Annotated in this window: 20 protein-coding genes; 15 read left to right on the forward strand and 5 right to left on the reverse strand. The window is 54.2% G+C overall.

The window, feature by feature from the left end:
- Positions 1-3 precede the first annotated feature (3 nt).
- Both NP596_RS07855 and NP596_RS07860 read right to left on the reverse strand, forming a co-directional pair.
- On the reverse strand, positions 4-579 hold the full coding sequence (locus tag NP596_RS07855) for a hypothetical protein (RefSeq protein ID WP_256614752.1): 576 nt from the start codon (positions 577-579) through the stop codon (positions 4-6).
- 14 nt (positions 580-593) lie between these two features.
- A complete protein-coding gene (locus NP596_RS07860; RefSeq protein ID WP_256614753.1) occupies positions 594-2,051 on the reverse strand; it encodes a sensor histidine kinase in 1,458 nt (485 codons plus the stop codon).
- A 614-nt stretch (positions 2,052-2,665) separates the two neighbouring features.
- Here NP596_RS07860 and NP596_RS07865 point away from each other — a divergent pair.
- The gene (locus tag NP596_RS07865; protein ID WP_256614754.1) at positions 2,666-2,941 is read left to right on the forward strand and encodes a hypothetical protein; all 276 of its coding nucleotides are present in this window, start codon (positions 2,666-2,668) and stop codon (positions 2,939-2,941) included.
- Between the two features lie 68 nt (positions 2,942-3,009).
- Here the strand turns inward: NP596_RS07865 and NP596_RS07870 are convergent, their stop codons facing one another.
- Entirely contained in the window at positions 3,010-3,252 is a 243-nt protein-coding gene (locus tag NP596_RS07870) for a hypothetical protein (RefSeq protein ID WP_256614755.1), read from the reverse strand.
- Between the two features lie 82 nt (positions 3,253-3,334).
- Here NP596_RS07870 and NP596_RS07875 point away from each other — a divergent pair, with 82 nt between their 5' ends.
- Positions 3,335-3,748, forward strand: a complete 414-nt coding sequence (locus tag NP596_RS07875) for a hypothetical protein (protein WP_256614756.1) — start codon at positions 3,335-3,337, stop codon at positions 3,746-3,748.
- A 78-nt stretch (positions 3,749-3,826) separates the two neighbouring features.
- Here NP596_RS07875 and NP596_RS07880 read toward each other — a convergent pair whose 3' ends face one another.
- Complete coding sequence (locus NP596_RS07880) at positions 3,827-3,988, reverse strand: hypothetical protein (RefSeq protein ID WP_256614757.1); 162 nt, start codon at positions 3,986-3,988, stop codon at positions 3,827-3,829.
- Positions 3,989-4,127: 139 nt separating this feature from the next.
- On the reverse strand, positions 4,128-4,613 hold the full coding sequence (locus NP596_RS07885) for a TlpA family protein disulfide reductase (RefSeq protein ID WP_256614758.1): 486 nt from the start codon (positions 4,611-4,613) through the stop codon (positions 4,128-4,130).
- Positions 4,614-4,711: 98 nt separating this feature from the next.
- Here NP596_RS07885 and serA point away from each other — a divergent pair, with 98 nt between their 5' ends.
- The 13 genes from serA to NP596_RS07950 form a co-directional block, all read left to right on the forward strand.
- Positions 4,712-6,295, forward strand: coding sequence for a phosphoglycerate dehydrogenase (serA, locus tag NP596_RS07890; RefSeq protein ID WP_256614759.1), 1,584 nt, complete (start codon positions 4,712-4,714; stop codon positions 6,293-6,295).
- Positions 6,292-6,933, forward strand: a complete 642-nt coding sequence (locus NP596_RS07895; protein WP_256614760.1) for an HAD-IB family phosphatase — start codon at positions 6,292-6,294, stop codon at positions 6,931-6,933. The genes serA and NP596_RS07895 overlap by 4 nt, the downstream gene beginning before the upstream one ends.
- 67 nt (positions 6,934-7,000) lie before the next feature.
- Positions 7,001-7,756, forward strand: a complete 756-nt coding sequence (locus tag NP596_RS07900; protein WP_256614761.1) for a YebC/PmpR family DNA-binding transcriptional regulator — start codon at positions 7,001-7,003, stop codon at positions 7,754-7,756.
- Positions 7,757-7,789: 33 nt separating this feature from the next.
- On the forward strand, positions 7,790-8,287 hold the full coding sequence (gene ruvC / locus NP596_RS07905) for a crossover junction endodeoxyribonuclease RuvC (RefSeq protein ID WP_256614763.1): 498 nt from the start codon (positions 7,790-7,792) through the stop codon (positions 8,285-8,287).
- Positions 8,284-8,886 (forward strand): Holliday junction branch migration protein RuvA, encoded by a 603-nt coding sequence (gene ruvA, locus NP596_RS07910; RefSeq protein ID WP_256614764.1) that lies wholly within the window; start codon positions 8,284-8,286, stop codon positions 8,884-8,886. Before ruvC ends, ruvA begins: the two co-directional genes overlap by 4 nt.
- Positions 8,886-9,920, forward strand: coding sequence for a Holliday junction branch migration DNA helicase RuvB (gene ruvB / locus NP596_RS07915; RefSeq protein ID WP_256614772.1), 1,035 nt, complete (start codon positions 8,886-8,888; stop codon positions 9,918-9,920). The genes ruvA and ruvB overlap by 1 nt, the downstream gene beginning before the upstream one ends.
- A gap of 15 nt (positions 9,921-9,935) precedes the next feature.
- Positions 9,936-10,331 carry a tol-pal system-associated acyl-CoA thioesterase gene (gene ybgC, locus NP596_RS07920; protein ID WP_256614765.1) on the forward strand — a complete coding sequence of 132 codons (396 nt, stop codon included), beginning with the start codon at positions 9,936-9,938 and terminating at the stop codon, positions 10,329-10,331.
- Positions 10,332-11,009 carry a protein TolQ gene (gene tolQ / locus NP596_RS07925; RefSeq protein WP_256614766.1) on the forward strand — a complete coding sequence of 226 codons (678 nt, stop codon included), beginning with the start codon at positions 10,332-10,334 and terminating at the stop codon, positions 11,007-11,009.
- Positions 11,006-11,449 carry a protein TolR gene (gene tolR / locus NP596_RS07930; RefSeq protein ID WP_256614767.1) on the forward strand — a complete coding sequence of 148 codons (444 nt, stop codon included), beginning with the start codon at positions 11,006-11,008 and terminating at the stop codon, positions 11,447-11,449. The genes tolQ and tolR overlap by 4 nt, the downstream gene beginning before the upstream one ends.
- Positions 11,450-11,462: 13 nt before the next feature.
- Positions 11,463-12,980: a cell envelope integrity protein TolA gene (gene tolA, locus NP596_RS07935; protein ID WP_256614768.1), complete on the forward strand. Its 1,518-nt coding sequence runs from the start codon at positions 11,463-11,465 to the stop codon at positions 12,978-12,980.
- An 18-nt stretch (positions 12,981-12,998) separates the two neighbouring features.
- Entirely contained in the window at positions 12,999-14,282 is a 1,284-nt protein-coding gene (tolB, locus tag NP596_RS07940) for a Tol-Pal system beta propeller repeat protein TolB (RefSeq protein WP_256614769.1), read from the forward strand.
- Positions 14,283-14,334: 52 nt separating this feature from the next.
- A complete protein-coding gene (gene pal, locus NP596_RS07945; protein WP_256614770.1) occupies positions 14,335-14,898 on the forward strand; it encodes a peptidoglycan-associated lipoprotein Pal in 564 nt (187 codons plus the stop codon).
- Positions 14,895-15,252, forward strand: a 358-nt coding sequence (locus tag NP596_RS07950; RefSeq protein WP_305891716.1) for a YbgF trimerization domain-containing protein, incomplete at its 3' end; no start/stop codon positions are given. The genes pal and NP596_RS07950, both read left to right, overlap by 4 nt.

The raw sequence follows: 15,252 nt of genomic DNA on the forward strand, positions 1-15,252 counted from the left end.
GGATCAGTTGCTGTCTACGCTTTCATCCATTTGTTTTTCCATGCTGCGGATGGCTTCCAGCTTTTCCCGCAGCAAACGGTTTTCGTTTTTTTGGGGTCCCGCCGGTTCTTTCGAATCCAAGGTGGATTTTATTTTCTTCTGTTTTTGTTCGACCACGTGCAATTTTTCCGACTGGCGTTGGGTGCGTTGCAAGGCCTGGGTGTGGATCGCGATCAGGCGCTGTACGCGTTCGTCGGATGCATAGGCCGGGCTGATGGTCTGGACGCCGTCCAGAATGGCCGGAATATCTCCGCAAGCATTGGATAATAAGCGGCCTATCATCAGATGTAATTGTTTGCCGTCCGAAGGCGATATTTTTTGCGTGTTAAGTAGGGATTTACAGACTTCGGCCCGGTCCTCATCCTCCATGCCAGCCATGCTGGCGCCAAAGGCCAGCAGTTCGTCGATGCCTGACTGGGCGTAAGGATCGTAACGGTTTTCCGCATTTGTATCGGAAGCGGAATTAAACCCGGCGCAACCGGTCATCAGCAATCCAGGCAAAATTAAACAAAATAAGCGCATGGCTCGTAAAGGTGGCATAAAAATTCCTGAAGTCAGACTGTAAGATTCAGCGGTATCCGGACCCTGACGCGGGCACCGGCATGGTCCTGCCGCGGGTCGATGAATTCGATCTGCCCTTGGTGGCGGGTGACGTATTCGCGCGCCATCGCCAGTCCCAAACGGTTTTCGCCGTGTTCCGGATACTCTTCCGGGATGGCCCGGTAAAACGGTTCGAAGGCATGCGGGCGTATGTCGGGCGCTATGCCGGGGCCGTCGTCTTCAATCTCCAGTTCCATATAATCGCCGCTCTCCCGTAGCGTGATCCGGATCTCGCCGTTCGTGGGGGAAAATTGGATGGCATTGGCCAATAATTGTTCGACAATGCCGCGGCATTGCTCTTCCATGCCTTCGATTTGTAAAGGCTCGATCAGTTTTTTTACCTCGATCGATTTGGCTTTAAGCGCATTCTCGAAACTTTCCAGGCTTGTTTCCAGCAGTTCGTGCATGTTCAGAACCCGCATGTTTTCGGCAGGCTGGGCGGACTGGAGCCGGCTATATTGTAACAATTGTTCGGAGACTGTTTGCAGCTTGTCGACGCTGGCTTCCACTTGTTGGGCAATGTCGGTTTCGGCGTTTAAAGCCGGCTGCTCGATGGGCGTGGCCAGTTGCTCCGCGCCATGGCGGATATGCTGCAAGGGTTGTTCTATTTCGCGAGCCAGATTTTGCATTAATTGCAGCTTGGACGATTCCAGGGCGATTAAATGCGTGCGCAGCCATTCCAGACGCTCGCCCAGATAACGTAAATCAGCCGGCCCGCCGACTTCGATAGGCTCGTTTAATTCGCCCGATCCTAGGCGGCGGATGGCTGTGTCCAACTGGCGCATCGAGCCCGACAGCACATTGAGCAAGGCCAAAACCAAGCCGCAGGAAAGTAGCAATAAAACGGCGCCCTTGATCAATAAGCCTTGTTCCCAGGATTCCGACAACTGGCGCAATTCGTTAAACGTATGTTCGACATGATTTTCGAATTCGCGCGACAACACGTTGGAGGATTCGCGCAACCCTTGAAACGCTTCGTCTATGGGTAATTGAAAGTTGTGGTCGGTTTCAGAACCGATGATTTGCTGGTAAATCAGGTTTTCTTTTTCGGATAACTCGTTCACCAGCAGGGCGATTTTGTTATCCACGCGCAGTTTCAGCAAATCGCCGAGGGACTGTTTGAACGATGCTCGCGCCGATTCGTAAGACTCGCGTTCATAGGGTTGCCTAAGGGCCGGATCGGACAGTAACACAAACAGCCGGGCTTTGCGTTCGATATCCGAGGATTTTTGCAATACCAAGCGTATGGTTTTGGTTTGTTCGAACACCTGGGAGTTGATGGTTCTGCCTAATGCCGCGGTTTCTCGCAGTCCGTAAGCGGCGTACAGGACGCCTAGAAAAAGTGGGATTACCGCGGTGGCAAAACCCAATACGATAAGAGATTTTAAAGATAACAGATTCTTAAATTTCATCCGCGTTCAACAAAGATAATAACCCGTCCATAGTACCGACAAATTCAAATTTCATGAAAACTTAACTTCGAGCGGCGTTTAGAGTTTTTCATCGATTCGATGAAGCGGCCGTCTACAAACAGTTTTAAGACCAAGGCAGGAATTGGCGATAAAAGCATTTGGCGGGTCGGATTTTTATAGCGTTATGATAGGCTTAAATCTAGCACGCTTTCCATTTTGCAAAACCGTTTCGCCTTTTTCCGCCGATCGAACTGTGAAAACATTGGCCCAGTTAACATTTTTTGTGTGTCGCGGGACTGATGCAGGCATTGGCTTCGCCGTCCGCAAACGCGGATTTAACCCGGCTTCCCATACCTGATGCCACGGTTTTATCGGCCTGCCGCTCGATTTAGATACCGAACCGATGGCGGTTTTCGAACCGGAGCAGTTTATCCGGGCGGCTAGCCCGATGTGTGGGTGCAAAGTTTTGAAGTTTGGGCCGGCCTGAATCGGCGCGGACTCGACGCTTGAATTGAAGGGCGGCGATCATGTGATCGCGAAGTGTGTAATCGCGGTGCCGGACAAGACGCCAAAGCCTTCGAGGCTTTTTTGGGCTGGCGCATCCGCAAGCCGCTTTGCCCGTTAACGGCAATGCCGAGCGTCCGCCGCTACTCTTGGAATTGGGCGATGCACCGCGCTTGACCGTCATGGACAAACAGGCGGATTTGCAGATTAGTATCGGCGGCGGCCAAGCAGGGCGGGGCGAATCCTTATTACTGCTGGACGACGTGGTACAGGTGTTTCATACCGGTTTCGGCGATTGGGAAGGAATTCGGTTTTCCTCTGCAAACAAACCTCATCCCCGTGTAATGGTCAACCAAAACCGGACGCTCCTTTGCCGGGGGGATTGACCAATCCGAAGCGCGCAGCCGATAAAGCCAGGTTGCCCCGGCTTTATCCATCTATCGATGTCAGTATTTTATATTTCCAGCGAAACATCTTCCAGAGATGCCAAACAACCCAGCCCGCGGGCAAACTCCTGTATTTCGCCGGCCATGTGGAAATTGATGATGGCGTTCGTCTTTAAATCTACAATGGCGTACTCGACAACCGGCTCGTTCTCGTCAAGCCTCGGCTTATACTTCATGAGTTTCTTGGATTCTTTAGCCAGTTTCCGATTAATTCTTGCAGTCAGCGCGTGAATTGATACCAGTTTTTTCATGCTTAATCTCCATCCGATAGTGGGAGATTCCGAGTATAGGCCATTATGGGCCGGCTTTAAACAGCGGACCGCCAAACCCGCCGTGATCGGCTTCAAACACACGGAAACTATCTGTTTAGACTTAGCGGCGCGGGCCGGAATGAGACTGAATTTAAAGTTGCTGGGAACAGTGGATTTACGAGGCGCTGTTCGGAAACGCTGGGTTCATGGTCGGGCCGACGCAGTAACTGCAGAAATTAAGCGCCAATGGGGCGGCCATGCCGGCGTCAGCCAAGCCATGCTAGGCAAATACAACGAGCTACAGGCCAGATTGTTGGCGGGTTTTGCCAGCGTATCCGACTGGATCGGCTCCGGTTCGCTATTCGATGCGCCGGAGGAAGGGACAGCCGAAAATCAAGCAAGCCGTCGATGCAGCGGGTTTTGTGCGGTCCGCCCGTGGGGCGGTTCTCGCCATCAGCCGCGTCACTTGAAATTCAGGCGCAAAAAAAGCCTCTAACCTGAGCAACGGTAGAGGCTATAGAGTATGCGGTACAGGAGTTACCGCTTGACAAGCAGGGAGGTCACACAAAAAAACTTAGGCACGAACGGGTTTGGCTAAAACCAAGTTGCTGCTTAAAAACGACATGCCGAACAAAAAGGTGGACGCCACGAACTGACCGGACATGAAGCTTAAAATACCGGTTGCCAATAACAACTTGGTCATCAGGTCTCTATACACATTATTGGAACTATTCATATTCGCCACCTTGAAATGTTTTCAGCCGTTGTTGAGTACGGTTTCACTATATACCCCTGATTAGCAATTGCAATCAGGCATTTATCGTATTGTTTGTTTCATATCGCAAAACAATTGCGGGTTAATTTTTCCTATATACTCAATCGATTGCCTGCAGACGTTGCCGCATGTCCCGCAAGTCGAATACGCCGACCTTTTGCATAACGATACGGCCGTTCCTGTCGAGCAAAAATGTCGTGGGAGTCAGTTGCACGTTGCCGAAATTTTGCGCCAGCGAGCCGCTAGGATCCAAGGCGACGGCGTAAGGCAGCTGTTTGGCTTCCGCCATGGCCAGCACGTGGTTGGGCGGGTCGTAATGCATGGCGACGGCGATGATGGTCAAGCCGGCTTGGCTGTATTGCCGGTGCAGTTCGATCAAGTGAGGGATTTCCTCGATACAGCCCGGGCAATCGGTGGCCCAGAACGTCACCAGTACCGGTTTGCCCTTTAAATCGGCCGGAGTAATGTTCGCGCCTTTAATGGTTTTAAAACTTACCCTCGGAGCCGGACGCGCAGGTTGGGTTTGCCAAAACCAGACGGTTGCCGCCAGTAAGGCGATAATGGCTATGCTTTGTTTGATATTCATGGGTTTTACGGAATGGCTGGAATCTTGCGATACCGATTACGGTGCTAATCGCAAAGCTGTTAAAATGCCATCTTATCCAATAATCTCGAATCGTGACGATGAAAAAGATACTGATCGCCGACAAACTGGCGGATGACGGCATTAATTTTTTGAATGAGCAGGACGGCATTCAAATCCATATTCAGACCGGGTTGAGCGAAGCCGAATTATGCGAAATTATCCCCGCATACGACGCCTTGTTGATTCGCAGCGACACCCAGGTAACCGCCCCGGTCTTGAAGGCGGCAAAAAGATTGAAAGTGGTCGGCCGTGCCGGTATCGGGGTCGATAACGTCGACCTGGCGGTGGCCATGGAACAGGGCATCATCGTCATGAATACCCCGGATGCCAATGCCACCACCACCGCCGAACTGGCGATCGCCCATATGTTTTCCTTGAGCAGGAATCTGCCGGTTGCCAATCAGTCGGTGCGGGACGGCAAATGGGAGCGTTCCAAGCTGGTCGGCGCGGAAATCAGCCATAAAACCCTGGCTATTTTGGGTTTCGGCACCATTGGCCGCATCGTGGCGCAACGCGGTAACGGTTTGGGTATGCGGGTGATTGCCTGCGATCCGTTCGTGGCGCCGGAAATATTCGAAAAATGCGGCGCGGAAATGGTCGATCTGGATACATTAGTCAAACAGGCCGATTATCTGACCTTGCATTGTCCGCTGCTGGAAAAAACCCGCAACGTGATCGGCCGCGAACAATTGGCCGCGATGAAAAAGTCGGCCCGCCTGATCAACTGCGCCCGCGGCGGTTTGGTGGATGAGGCGGCGTTATACGATGCCTTGAAAGAGGGCCGGATTGCCGGCGCGGCGCTGGACGTGTACGAACAGGAGCCGCCCAAGGATTCGCCGTTATTGGGTCTGGACAATGTGGTATTTACGCCGCATCTGGGCGCCTCGACCAAGGAAGCGCAGGTGGCGGTCAGTGTGGAAATCGCCCGCCAAGTGGTGAAATACCTGCAAACTGGCGAAGCCGTCAACGCCCTGAATTTGCCGCGGTTGTCGGCGGAAGAATTGAAGCAGGCCCAGCCGTTCATGAAGCTAGCCCATATTTTGGGCCAGGTCTTACTGGGTTTGATCGATCAGCCGATGCAAAAGCTGGAAGTGGCGGTGTTCGGTAAGGCCGCGCTGGGCAAGATTCGGCCGATTTCCGCCGAAGCCATGGTGGGTTTGCTGGCGGGCCAGTTCGATACGCCGGTCAACCGGGTGAATGTGGAGAATATTGCCAAACGCCAGGGCATCGCACTGGTGGAGTCGCAAACCGAAGAGGCCGAAGGCTACCAGTCGCTGATCAGCATCACCGGGCATTGCGTGGATAAAAGCGTGTCGCTGGCCGGCACCTTGCTGGGCGATCACCATCCGCGCCTGGTCAGCATTAACCATTTCGAAATCGAGGTGGTGCCGGAAGGGGCCCTGCTGGTGACCCGCCATGACGACAAGCCCGGCGTGATCGCGGCGATCAGCTCGATTTTAGGCATGGCTAATATCAATATCACCCGCATGCAGGTCAGCGTGGCGGATGAACATCAATTGGCCATGATGGTGATCAGCGTATCGGATCCTTTGAGCGAACAGGTATTGAAGGCCGTTTGCGATGTGCCTGCGGTTCACACGGCTCGCCAGATAGTGTTATGAGTTTCGATGTCATCTGTTTCGATTGCGACAGTACCCTGAGCAGGGTCGAAGGCATAGACGAACTGGCCAGGCGGCAGGGCAGCTTTGAGCGGGTTGCGGCCATGACCGATGCGGCCATGAACGGCGAGATGGCCTTGGAAGCGGTTTACGGCGACCGCTTGAACGTGATCAAGCCCGATCAAGCCGCAATAGATTGGTTGGCGGAACTGTACATTGCCGAAATGGTGGACGGGGCGGCGGAAACCGTCAAGACTCTGCGGGATAACGGCAAACTGATTCATATCATCAGCGGCGGGCTTCGCCAAGCGATACTACCACTGGCGGCCTTGCTGGGTATTCCCGAAGAACACGTGCACGCGGTGGATGTGGTGTTCGACGAGCAGGGCCGATACGTGGATTTTGCCCGGCAGTCGCCGTTGGCGGTCAGCGGCGGCAAGGCGCGTATTTGCCGGCGGCTGAGGATGCATCACTCATCCTTGGTAATGGTAGGCGACGGCAAAACCGATTTGGAAGCCAAGCTGGCGGGGGCTTATATGATAGGGTTTGGCGGGGTGGTTAAACGGCCGCTGGTGCGGGAACAAGCCGATCTGTTTTTGGCGGATACGTCGTTGACCGCGATATTGCCTTACGTACTGTAGGCGGGCTCGATAAGCGGGTTTGACAGTGATAGAATTCACAAATTTGAAAAAGTTTTAGAGAGAGAAAATGGCAGGGCATAGTAAGTGGGCGAATATCAAGCACCGTAAAGGCGCTCAGGACGCCAAGCGCGGCAAGATTTTTACCAAGATGATACGGGAAATCACCGTGGCGGCAAAAGGCTCCGGCGGCGGCGATCCGACCAATAACCCCAGTCTGCGCACCGCGATCGACAAGGCGCTGGGCGCCAACATGAAGCGCGATACCATCGATAACACCATCAAAAAAGCTATCGGTGCGCTGGATGGCGTCAATTATGAAGAAGTCCGCTACGAAGGCTATGGGCCTGGCGGTGCCGCCGTGATGGTGAATTGTCTGACGGATAACCGGAATCGTACCGTGGCCGATGTGCGGCACGCCTTTTCCAAGCACGGCGGAAATTTGGGTACCGACGGCTCGGTGGCGTATCTGTTTCGCAAGGTCGGCATTATCAGCTTCGGTAGCGAAGTTGACGAAGACGCCGTGATGGAAACGGCGCTGGAAGCCGGCGCCGACGATATCGTGAGCAACGACGACGGTTCCGTCGATGTATTTACTGCGCCCGAAGTCTATCTGAGCGTTAAGGAAGCGCTGGTTGCGGCGGGTTTCGAGCCGGAAAACGCCGAAATTACCATGCACGCCGACACCAAAACCGAATTGGATGCCGAGGCCGCGGAAAAAATGATGAAGCTGATCGATAGGCTGGAAGACCTGGATGACGTGCAGGACGTTTATTCCAATGCCGATATCAGCGACGACATCATGGATGCCATGGATAATGCTTAATTTCACTTTTATTGAATAGCTATCACTAAGCCATTGTCGAGAATCCTTGGGATCGATCCCGGATCGCGTATTACCGGTTACGGCGTGGTGGAAATCACGCCTCGCGGGGTTCGCTATGTCGCCAGCGGCTGCATACGCATACAGGCCGAGGATTTTCCGGCCAGACTTAAGCAGATCTTCGACGGCGTGACGCAAATCATCGAGCTTTATCAACCTCAGCAAATGGCCATCGAACAGGTCTTCATGCATAAAAATGCCGATTCGGCGCTGAAATTGGGACAGGCGCGCGGCGCGGCTATTTGCGCGACCTTGAACCAGGATTTGCCGGTATTCGAGTATGCGGCGCGGCAGGTCAAACAAGCCTTGGTCGGCAAGGGCAATGCCGAAAAACAACAAGTTCAGCACATGGTGAAGATACTGTTGGGGATTCAGGGCGATATGCAGATCGATGCCAGCGATGCCTTGGCGATCGGCCTGTGCCACCATCATTACCAACAAACGGCGCAACGCATCCAAAAGGCGGTATCGTGATCGGTTTTTTACGCGGCAAATTGATCCAGAAAACGCCGCCGCAACTGGTGCTGGACGTGCAAGGCGTGGGCTACGAAGTGGAGGCACCCATGACCACCTTCTACGACTTGCCGGCCTTGGGCCAGGAAGTCAAGCTGCATACCCATCTGGTGGTGCGCGAAGATGCGCATATCCTGTTCGGCTTCGCCAGCGAAACCGAACGCATGCTGTTCAGAACCCTGATCAAGGTCAACGGTGTCGGTCCCAAGCTGGCGCTGACCATTTTATCCGGGCAGAGCGTGGCGGAATTCTACCGTTGCGTGGACGATAACGATGTCAAAGCCTTGGTGCGCTTGCCGGGCGTGGGGCAAAAAACCGCCGAACGTTTGATTATCGAAATGCGCGGCCGCCTGCCGGCCTTGGGCGAGTCAAGCGCGGAGCCGGGGCGTGAGCATACCCCCGCCGCCGTGGGCAATAGCCCCAAGCAAGAAGCCATTACCGCCCTGTGCGCCTTGGGTTATAAACCGCAGGACGCGACCAGAATGGTACAAGCCGTCGCCGTGGAGGACAAAAGCTGCGAGGATATTATCCGGCAGGCGCTGCGGGGCACCATTAAATGATAGAAAGCGATCGCTTGATCACCGCGCAGGTCGGCAATGACGAAGAGCGTCTGGATAGGGCGATTCGGCCCAAACGCTTGAAGGACTATGTCGGGCAAAAGGAATTGTGTCTGCAAATGGAAATCTTCATCCAGGCGGCGGTGAGCCGCGCGGAAGCTTTGGATCATGTGCTGATTTTCGGCCCGCCGGGCTTGGGAAAAACCACCTTGGCCAATATCGTGGCCGCCGAGATGAACGTCAACATTCGCCAGACCTCCGGGCCGGTGCTGGATAAGGCCGGCGATCTGGCGGCATTGCTGACCAATCTGCAGGCCCACGACGTCTTATTTATCGACGAAATCCACAGGTTGAGCCCGGCGGTTGAAGAAGTGCTATATCCTGCTATGGAAGACTACCAGATTGATATTATAATAGGCGAAGGCCCCGCCGCCCGGTCGATCAAGCTGGATTTGCCGCCTTTTACCCTGGTGGGCGCAACCACCCGCGCCGGTTTACTGACATCGCCGTTGCGCGACCGGTTCGGCATCGTCCAGCGCCTGGAGTTTTATAGCATCGAAGAACTGGCTAGTATAGTGGGCCGCTCGGCGAAACTGTTGGGTATTGCCATGGATAGCGGCGGCGGCGATGAAATCGCCTGCCGCTCCAGAGGCACGCCGCGGATTGCCAATCGTTTATTGCGGCGGGTGCGGGATTTCGCGGAAGTGAAAGGTAATGGCACCATCAGCCGCGATATTGCCCGGCAAGCCCTGGAAATGCTGAAAATCGACCGGCACGGCTTCGATATGTTGGATCGCAAATTGCTCATGGCGATGATAGAACATTTTCAGGGTGGGCCGGTTGGCCTGGATACTCTGGCCGCGGCGATCAGCGAAGAGCGCGGCACCGTGGAAGATGTGCTGGAACCTTATCTTTTGCAGCAGGGTTTTATTATGCGCACCCCGCGCGGGCGAGTGGTGACGCACAAGGCTTACAGCCATTTCGGCCTGCAACCGCCCAGGCAACAGCCCGGCAATGAAGATATTTTTGACAGTTAAATTACCGATAGCCGAATGAAAGAATTTAGCTGGCCCGTCAGGGTATATTATGAAGACACCGATGCCGGCGGCGTGGTGTTTTATGCCAATTACCTGAAGTTTTTCGAACGTGCCAGAACGGAGATGCTGCGTAGTTACGGTTTCGAACAAGACCGGTTGATGGCGCGGGACAATGTGATTTTTGTGGTGCGTTCGGTCAGCATCGATTATTTGAAACCGGCTCGGTTTAACGAACAAATTCTGGTCGGCGCGAAGATTATTGAAAATAAAAAAACCAGTCTTACCTTTGAGCAAACCATTACCCGCCAGCACGATGTGTTATGTAACGGAAAAGTCCGCATAGCCTGTATCGATGCGCAAAGCATGAAACCCAAACTTATCCCTATTGCCATTTTGGAGCAATTAACTTAGATGAACACCGATTTATCCATCCTGCATCTGGTCAAAGAGGCCAGTTTTGTCGTTCAATTCGTGATGTTTATTTTGCTGTCGGCTTCGGTCGCCTCATGGACATTCATCTTTACCAAGCGTAAGGAACTCAGTCAGGCGATTTCGATTACCGAGGATTTCGAGGACGAATTCTGGTCGGGCGTGGGCTTGGCCGAGTTGTATAAAAAAATGGCCAGCGACCGCTTCGAGCCGGAAGGCATCGAAAAAATATTTTTAGCGGGCTATCGGGAGTTTGCCCGCATGCGCCAGAAAGGCGAGGTCGAGCCGGCCGTGCAGGTGGAAAGCGCTCAACGCGCCATGCGTATCGAATTGTCGCGGGAACTGGATCGGCTGGACGAAACCTTGCCCTTCCTGGCCACGGTAGGCTCCACCAGCCCTTATATCGGTTTGTTCGGCACCGTGTGGGGGATTATGAATTCGTTTCGGGCCTTGGGCGAAATCAAAAACGCCACGCTGGCCAATGTCGCGCCGGGTATCTCGGAAGCCTTGATTGCGACGGCCATCGGCTTGTTCGCCGCCATTCCTGCGGTGATTGCCTACAACCGGTTTTCCACCCGGCTGGACAGACTGGCGGGCCGGTATGAACTTTTTATCGACGAATTCGTGGTGCTTTTGCAAAGACAGGCGCACAGCAAATGAACGTAGGCGGCAGCAACCGAAGAACCCGTAAACGCCGCGGCCCCATGGCGGAGATCAACGTCGTTCCCTACATCGACGTCACTTTCGTCTTGTTGATGATATTCATGATTACCGCGCCGTTGGTGCAAACCGGCGTCGACGTGGATTTACCGCAGGCGGAAGCGGCGGCCGTGGACTTAAAAGACGAGCCGCCGGTGATCGTGTCGATCAAGCATGACGGCAGTTTCTATATCGACATTGGCGACAGGCAGGACGAACCGGTTGACGAGCAGACTTTGTACACACGGGTTGCCGCGGTATTTCGCAATAATCCGCAGGCGCAAATCTATGTGCGCGGGGACCATTTGGTCGAATACGGCAAAATCGTTACCGTGATGGTAGCGCTGAAAGCGGCTGGCGCACCTAAGGTGGGTCTGATGACAACGCCACCCGAGAATTAATATCACTATTCAGATGCGGAAATTCGGACTTTCTCTTGCATTGGCGTTGGCACTGCATATTGCCATATTGTTGATGTTCGGCTTTAGTTTTACCCCCGATCCGGACATGGTCAAAGTCGAGCCCATGCCGGAGATTGTGGAGGCCACTATCCTCGACGATACGCAGATTCAGGCCGAAGCCGATAGATTGAAACAGGCTGAGGAAGATAAGCACCAGGCTGAAATTCAGCACCAGCAGCAACTGGAAAACGCGCGCAAAACCGAACAACAATTGCTGGAACAGGCGAAAAAGCAGCGGCTGCAGGAGGAGCAAAAAGCCCGGGAAGCGGCCGACAAACTGAAGCAACAAGCCTTGGACGAGCAAAAAAAGCGCGAACAGCTGGAAGCTAGTCGCAAGGAAGAAGAGCACAAGCTACAGGAAGCCAAGGAAAAACGTTTGCAGGAAGAGAAAAAAGCCCAGGCAGCGGCTGAAAAGCAAAAACAGCTGGAGGCCGAAAAACAGGCTCAAGAGAAAAAACAGCAGGAACTAAAAGCCCTAGAGCAAAAGAAATTGCAGGAACAAAAAGCCGCCGAGGCGCAAGCCAGGGCGGAAAAAGACAAACAAATGGCCGCCGAAAAGACCAAGGCCGAGCAGGAAAAGAAAGCCAGCGAACAAAAAGCCAAGGCAGAGGCTGAAAAACAAGCCGCCATAGCCCTGGAAAAAGCCAAACAGGTAGCCGACGCCGAGGTGAAAGCCGAGAAAGACAAACAATTGGCCGCTGAAAAAGCCAAGCAGGAAGCGGCCCGGAAACTGGAAAAAGAACGTCTGGCCAAGGCCGCCGCCGAACAGGCCGAGAAAGAGAAACAGGAGGCTGCGGCTAAAGCCAAGGCGGAACAGGCAAGACAGGCGGCCGAAGCAACGGCCGCCGCCGCTAAAGCGGAAAAAGAAAAACAGTTGGCGGCCGAAAGGGCCGAAAAAGAACGCCAAGCGAAATTAGCGGCCGAAAAAGCCGAAAAGGAAAGGCAGGCGGCGGAGGCGGCCAAAGCCAAGGCGGCCGCCGAGGCAAAAGCTAAAGCCGAGGCAGAGGCTAAAGCCAAAGCGGCGGCGGAAGCCAAGGCCAAGGCGGATGCGGAAGCTAAAGCCAGGGCCGAGGCGGAAGCGAAGGCAAAAGCCGAACAAGAAAGACAGGCTGCCGAAGCAGCGGCCGCCGCCGCTAAAGCCGAGCAGGAAAGGCAGGCCGCTGCCTCGGCCAAGGCCGAAGCGGACAAACAAGCCAGTTTGGCGGCGCAGCAAGCCATCATGCGCAAGGTGGAAGGTGCCTGGACTCGGCCCATGACAGCAACGGAAGGCTTAAAGTGTACGATTCAGGTAAAATTACTGGCCAGCGGGGAAGTAATGGATGCCGTGGTGGTGAGCAGTAGCGGAGATAGTATTTTCGACCGGTCCGCGGAAAATGCGGTCAGAAAAGCCTCCCCTTTGCCTGTGCCGCAAGATCGGGAATTGTTTAATCAAAAATTTAGAGTCTTCGCGTTTGTTTTCAAACCGGAATAATTAATACGGAAACACAACATGAGTTTAGTAATAAAAACTTTTTTCTTGGGTTTATTGGCTGCGTTACTATCGGTAGCCCAAGCGGAAGGCTTAACCATTGAAATCACCAAAGGCTCGCAAACCGCCGTGCCGATTGCCATTGTGCCGTTCGCGCAGCAAGGCTCGGTGGGCAATGTCAAATTGACCGATGTGATCAGTTCCGATTTGGCCGGCAGCGGCTTTTTCAAGACCCTGCCGGAAGAAGATATGCTGACCCAGCCCAGCGAGCCGGAAAAAATCAATTTCCGCGACTGGCAGGTGCTGGGCCAGGATTACATGGTGATCGGCCAAGTGCTGGGTAATGGTGGCAGTTTTAATATTCAGTTCCATTTGTTTAATGTACATAACGGCCAGCTGTTGATGGGCTACAAACTGACGGTAGGCGGCAACGAATTGCGCCGCGCGGCCCATCATATCAGCGACCTGATTTACGAAAAACTGACCGGCCGCAAGGGTGCGTTCAATACCCGCATCGCCTATGTCACAAGCGCCGCAAGAGGCGGCGGCAAGCAATACATGCTGCAAGTCGCGGATGCGGACGGTTACAACCCCAGGACCATCGCCGAGTCGCCGGAGCCCATCATGGCCCCCGCTTGGTCGCCCGACGGGGCGAAAATCGCCTATGTTTCCTTTCATACCAAACGTTCCGAGATTTTCGTGCAGACTTTGGCGACCGGACAGCGGCAAAGCGTTTCCTCATATCCCGGTATTAACGGCGCGCCGGCATTCTCGCCGGATGGCAGCCGGCTGGCCATTACCTTGTCGAAAGATGGCAGCCCGGATATATATGTGTTAAATCTGTCCAACCGGAATTTAACCCGCTTGACTTCGGGCTTGTCTATCGACACCGAACCGTCCTGGTCCGCCGACGGCGGGACCATCGTGTTCACCTCCGATCAAGGCGGTAAACCACAGTTGTATACCATCCCAAGCAGCGGCGGCAGGGCGACTCGCCTGACTTTCCAAGGCGATTACAATGCCAGGGGACGTTTTTCGGCCGATGGTAGAAGTCTGGCCATGGTTAACGGTAACGGCGGCAGATACCGGATTGCGGTAATGGATATGGCGTCCCGTACCGTTAACGTATTAAGCGAAGGCAATCTGGACGAGTCGCCCAGTTTTGCGCCTAACGGCAGCATGATTCTGTTTGCGGCCAACAAAGGCGGCAGATCGGTATTGTCGGTGGTTTCAACCGACGGGGCGATGCAGCAAAAACTGGACTTTCAAAGCGGCGGCGTGCGCGAGCCGGCCTGGGCGCCTTAACGGCAACACACTAATTTTTTTCGTTTGAACTTTAAAATTTCGGAGATGATGTATGAAATTAAATAAAACCCATTTGGTTTTGGCAATGATGGCTGTGTTGGCAACCGGTTGCAGCTCGACCGATGAAGAGGGTAGCTTGGCCGACGGCGGCCAAAGCGGCGCCGATGCCTCAACCAGCGGCTACAACGACGGTTCCATGGCCGGCAGCCAATTCGGTTCCGGCAACGGCTATAACTCCGGTTCGGGATCGAACCTGGGTCCGGAATTCAGCGATCCTAACAACCCATTGTCGAAACAAGTCATTTACTTTGAATTGGATAGCAGCCAGGTTAAACAGGAATACGTGCCCGTGGTTGCCGCTCATGCGCAATATTTGGCCTCGCACCCCAATCAACATGTCATCTTGTCCGGCCATGCCGATGAACGCGGCTCCAGCGAGTACAACATCGCCTTGGGCGAGCAACGCGCCAAATCCGTGGAAAGAATGATGCGCTCGCAAGGCGTCACCGGCGGCCAGTTGGAAATCGTCAGCTACGGCGAAGAAAAACCGGCCGTTTCCGGTAGCGGCGAATCCGCATGGCAAATGAACCGTCGTGTAGAAGTAGGCTATCAATGAAAAAAACCGCGCTTTTAATGCTATGCGCTCAGTTCGGCTTGATGGCCGAAGCTGGCGCGCTGCCCGTCAATAATTCCGGCTACCAGGGAAATGCTGGCTATGGAGCACCCGCGGCGGGTGCCGATAGCGCTATTTTTGAAGTGTTGGGACGACTGGAGCAGTTGCAATTGGAAGTGCAGCAACTCAGAGGCATGGTGGAGGAGCAGTCTCAGACCATTGCCGATCTGGAACGTAAGCAAAGCAATATGTATTCGGATTTGGACGACAGGATACAGTTGCTGAGCGCGCCGGCCCAGCCGGCGGGAACGGCTCCCGTAACGGGAGCGGATGCCGCTCAAACGGCGTCTCCGGCCG

It is taken from the genome of Methylomonas rivi (genome assembly GCF_024505165.1).
GTDB lineage: Bacteria > Pseudomonadota > Gammaproteobacteria > Methylococcales > Methylomonadaceae > Methylomonas > Methylomonas rivi.

What these genes read in the sequence shown, in the direction of transcription:
- NP596_RS07855 (WP_256614752.1), bottom strand. Translation starts at nt 579, where the DNA reads ATGCCACCTTTACGAGCCATGCGCTTATTTTGTTTAATTTTGCCTGGA.
- NP596_RS07860 (WP_256614753.1), bottom strand. Translation starts at nt 2,051, where the DNA reads ATGAAATTTAAGAATCTGTTATCTTTAAAATCTCTTATCGTATTGGGT.
- NP596_RS07870 (WP_256614755.1), bottom strand. Translation starts at nt 3,252, where the DNA reads ATGAAAAAACTGGTATCAATTCACGCGCTGACTGCAAGAATTAATCGG.
- NP596_RS07880 (WP_256614757.1), bottom strand. Translation starts at nt 3,988, where the DNA reads ATGAATAGTTCCAATAATGTGTATAGAGACCTGATGACCAAGTTGTTA.
- NP596_RS07885 (WP_256614758.1), bottom strand. Translation starts at nt 4,613, where the DNA reads ATGAATATCAAACAAAGCATAGCCATTATCGCCTTACTGGCGGCAACC.
- serA (WP_256614759.1), top strand. Translation starts at nt 4,712, where the DNA reads ATGAAAAAGATACTGATCGCCGACAAACTGGCGGATGACGGCATTAAT.
- NP596_RS07895 (WP_256614760.1), top strand. Translation starts at nt 6,292, where the DNA reads ATGAGTTTCGATGTCATCTGTTTCGATTGCGACAGTACCCTGAGCAGG.
- NP596_RS07900 (WP_256614761.1), top strand. Translation starts at nt 7,001, where the DNA reads ATGGCAGGGCATAGTAAGTGGGCGAATATCAAGCACCGTAAAGGCGCT.
- ybgC (WP_256614765.1), top strand. Translation starts at nt 9,936, where the DNA reads ATGAAAGAATTTAGCTGGCCCGTCAGGGTATATTATGAAGACACCGAT.
- tolQ (WP_256614766.1), top strand. Translation starts at nt 10,332, where the DNA reads ATGAACACCGATTTATCCATCCTGCATCTGGTCAAAGAGGCCAGTTTT.
- tolR (WP_256614767.1), top strand. Translation starts at nt 11,006, where the DNA reads ATGAACGTAGGCGGCAGCAACCGAAGAACCCGTAAACGCCGCGGCCCC.
- tolA (WP_256614768.1), top strand. Translation starts at nt 11,463, where the DNA reads ATGCGGAAATTCGGACTTTCTCTTGCATTGGCGTTGGCACTGCATATT.
- tolB (WP_256614769.1), top strand. Translation starts at nt 12,999, where the DNA reads ATGAGTTTAGTAATAAAAACTTTTTTCTTGGGTTTATTGGCTGCGTTA.
- pal (WP_256614770.1), top strand. Translation starts at nt 14,335, where the DNA reads ATGAAATTAAATAAAACCCATTTGGTTTTGGCAATGATGGCTGTGTTG.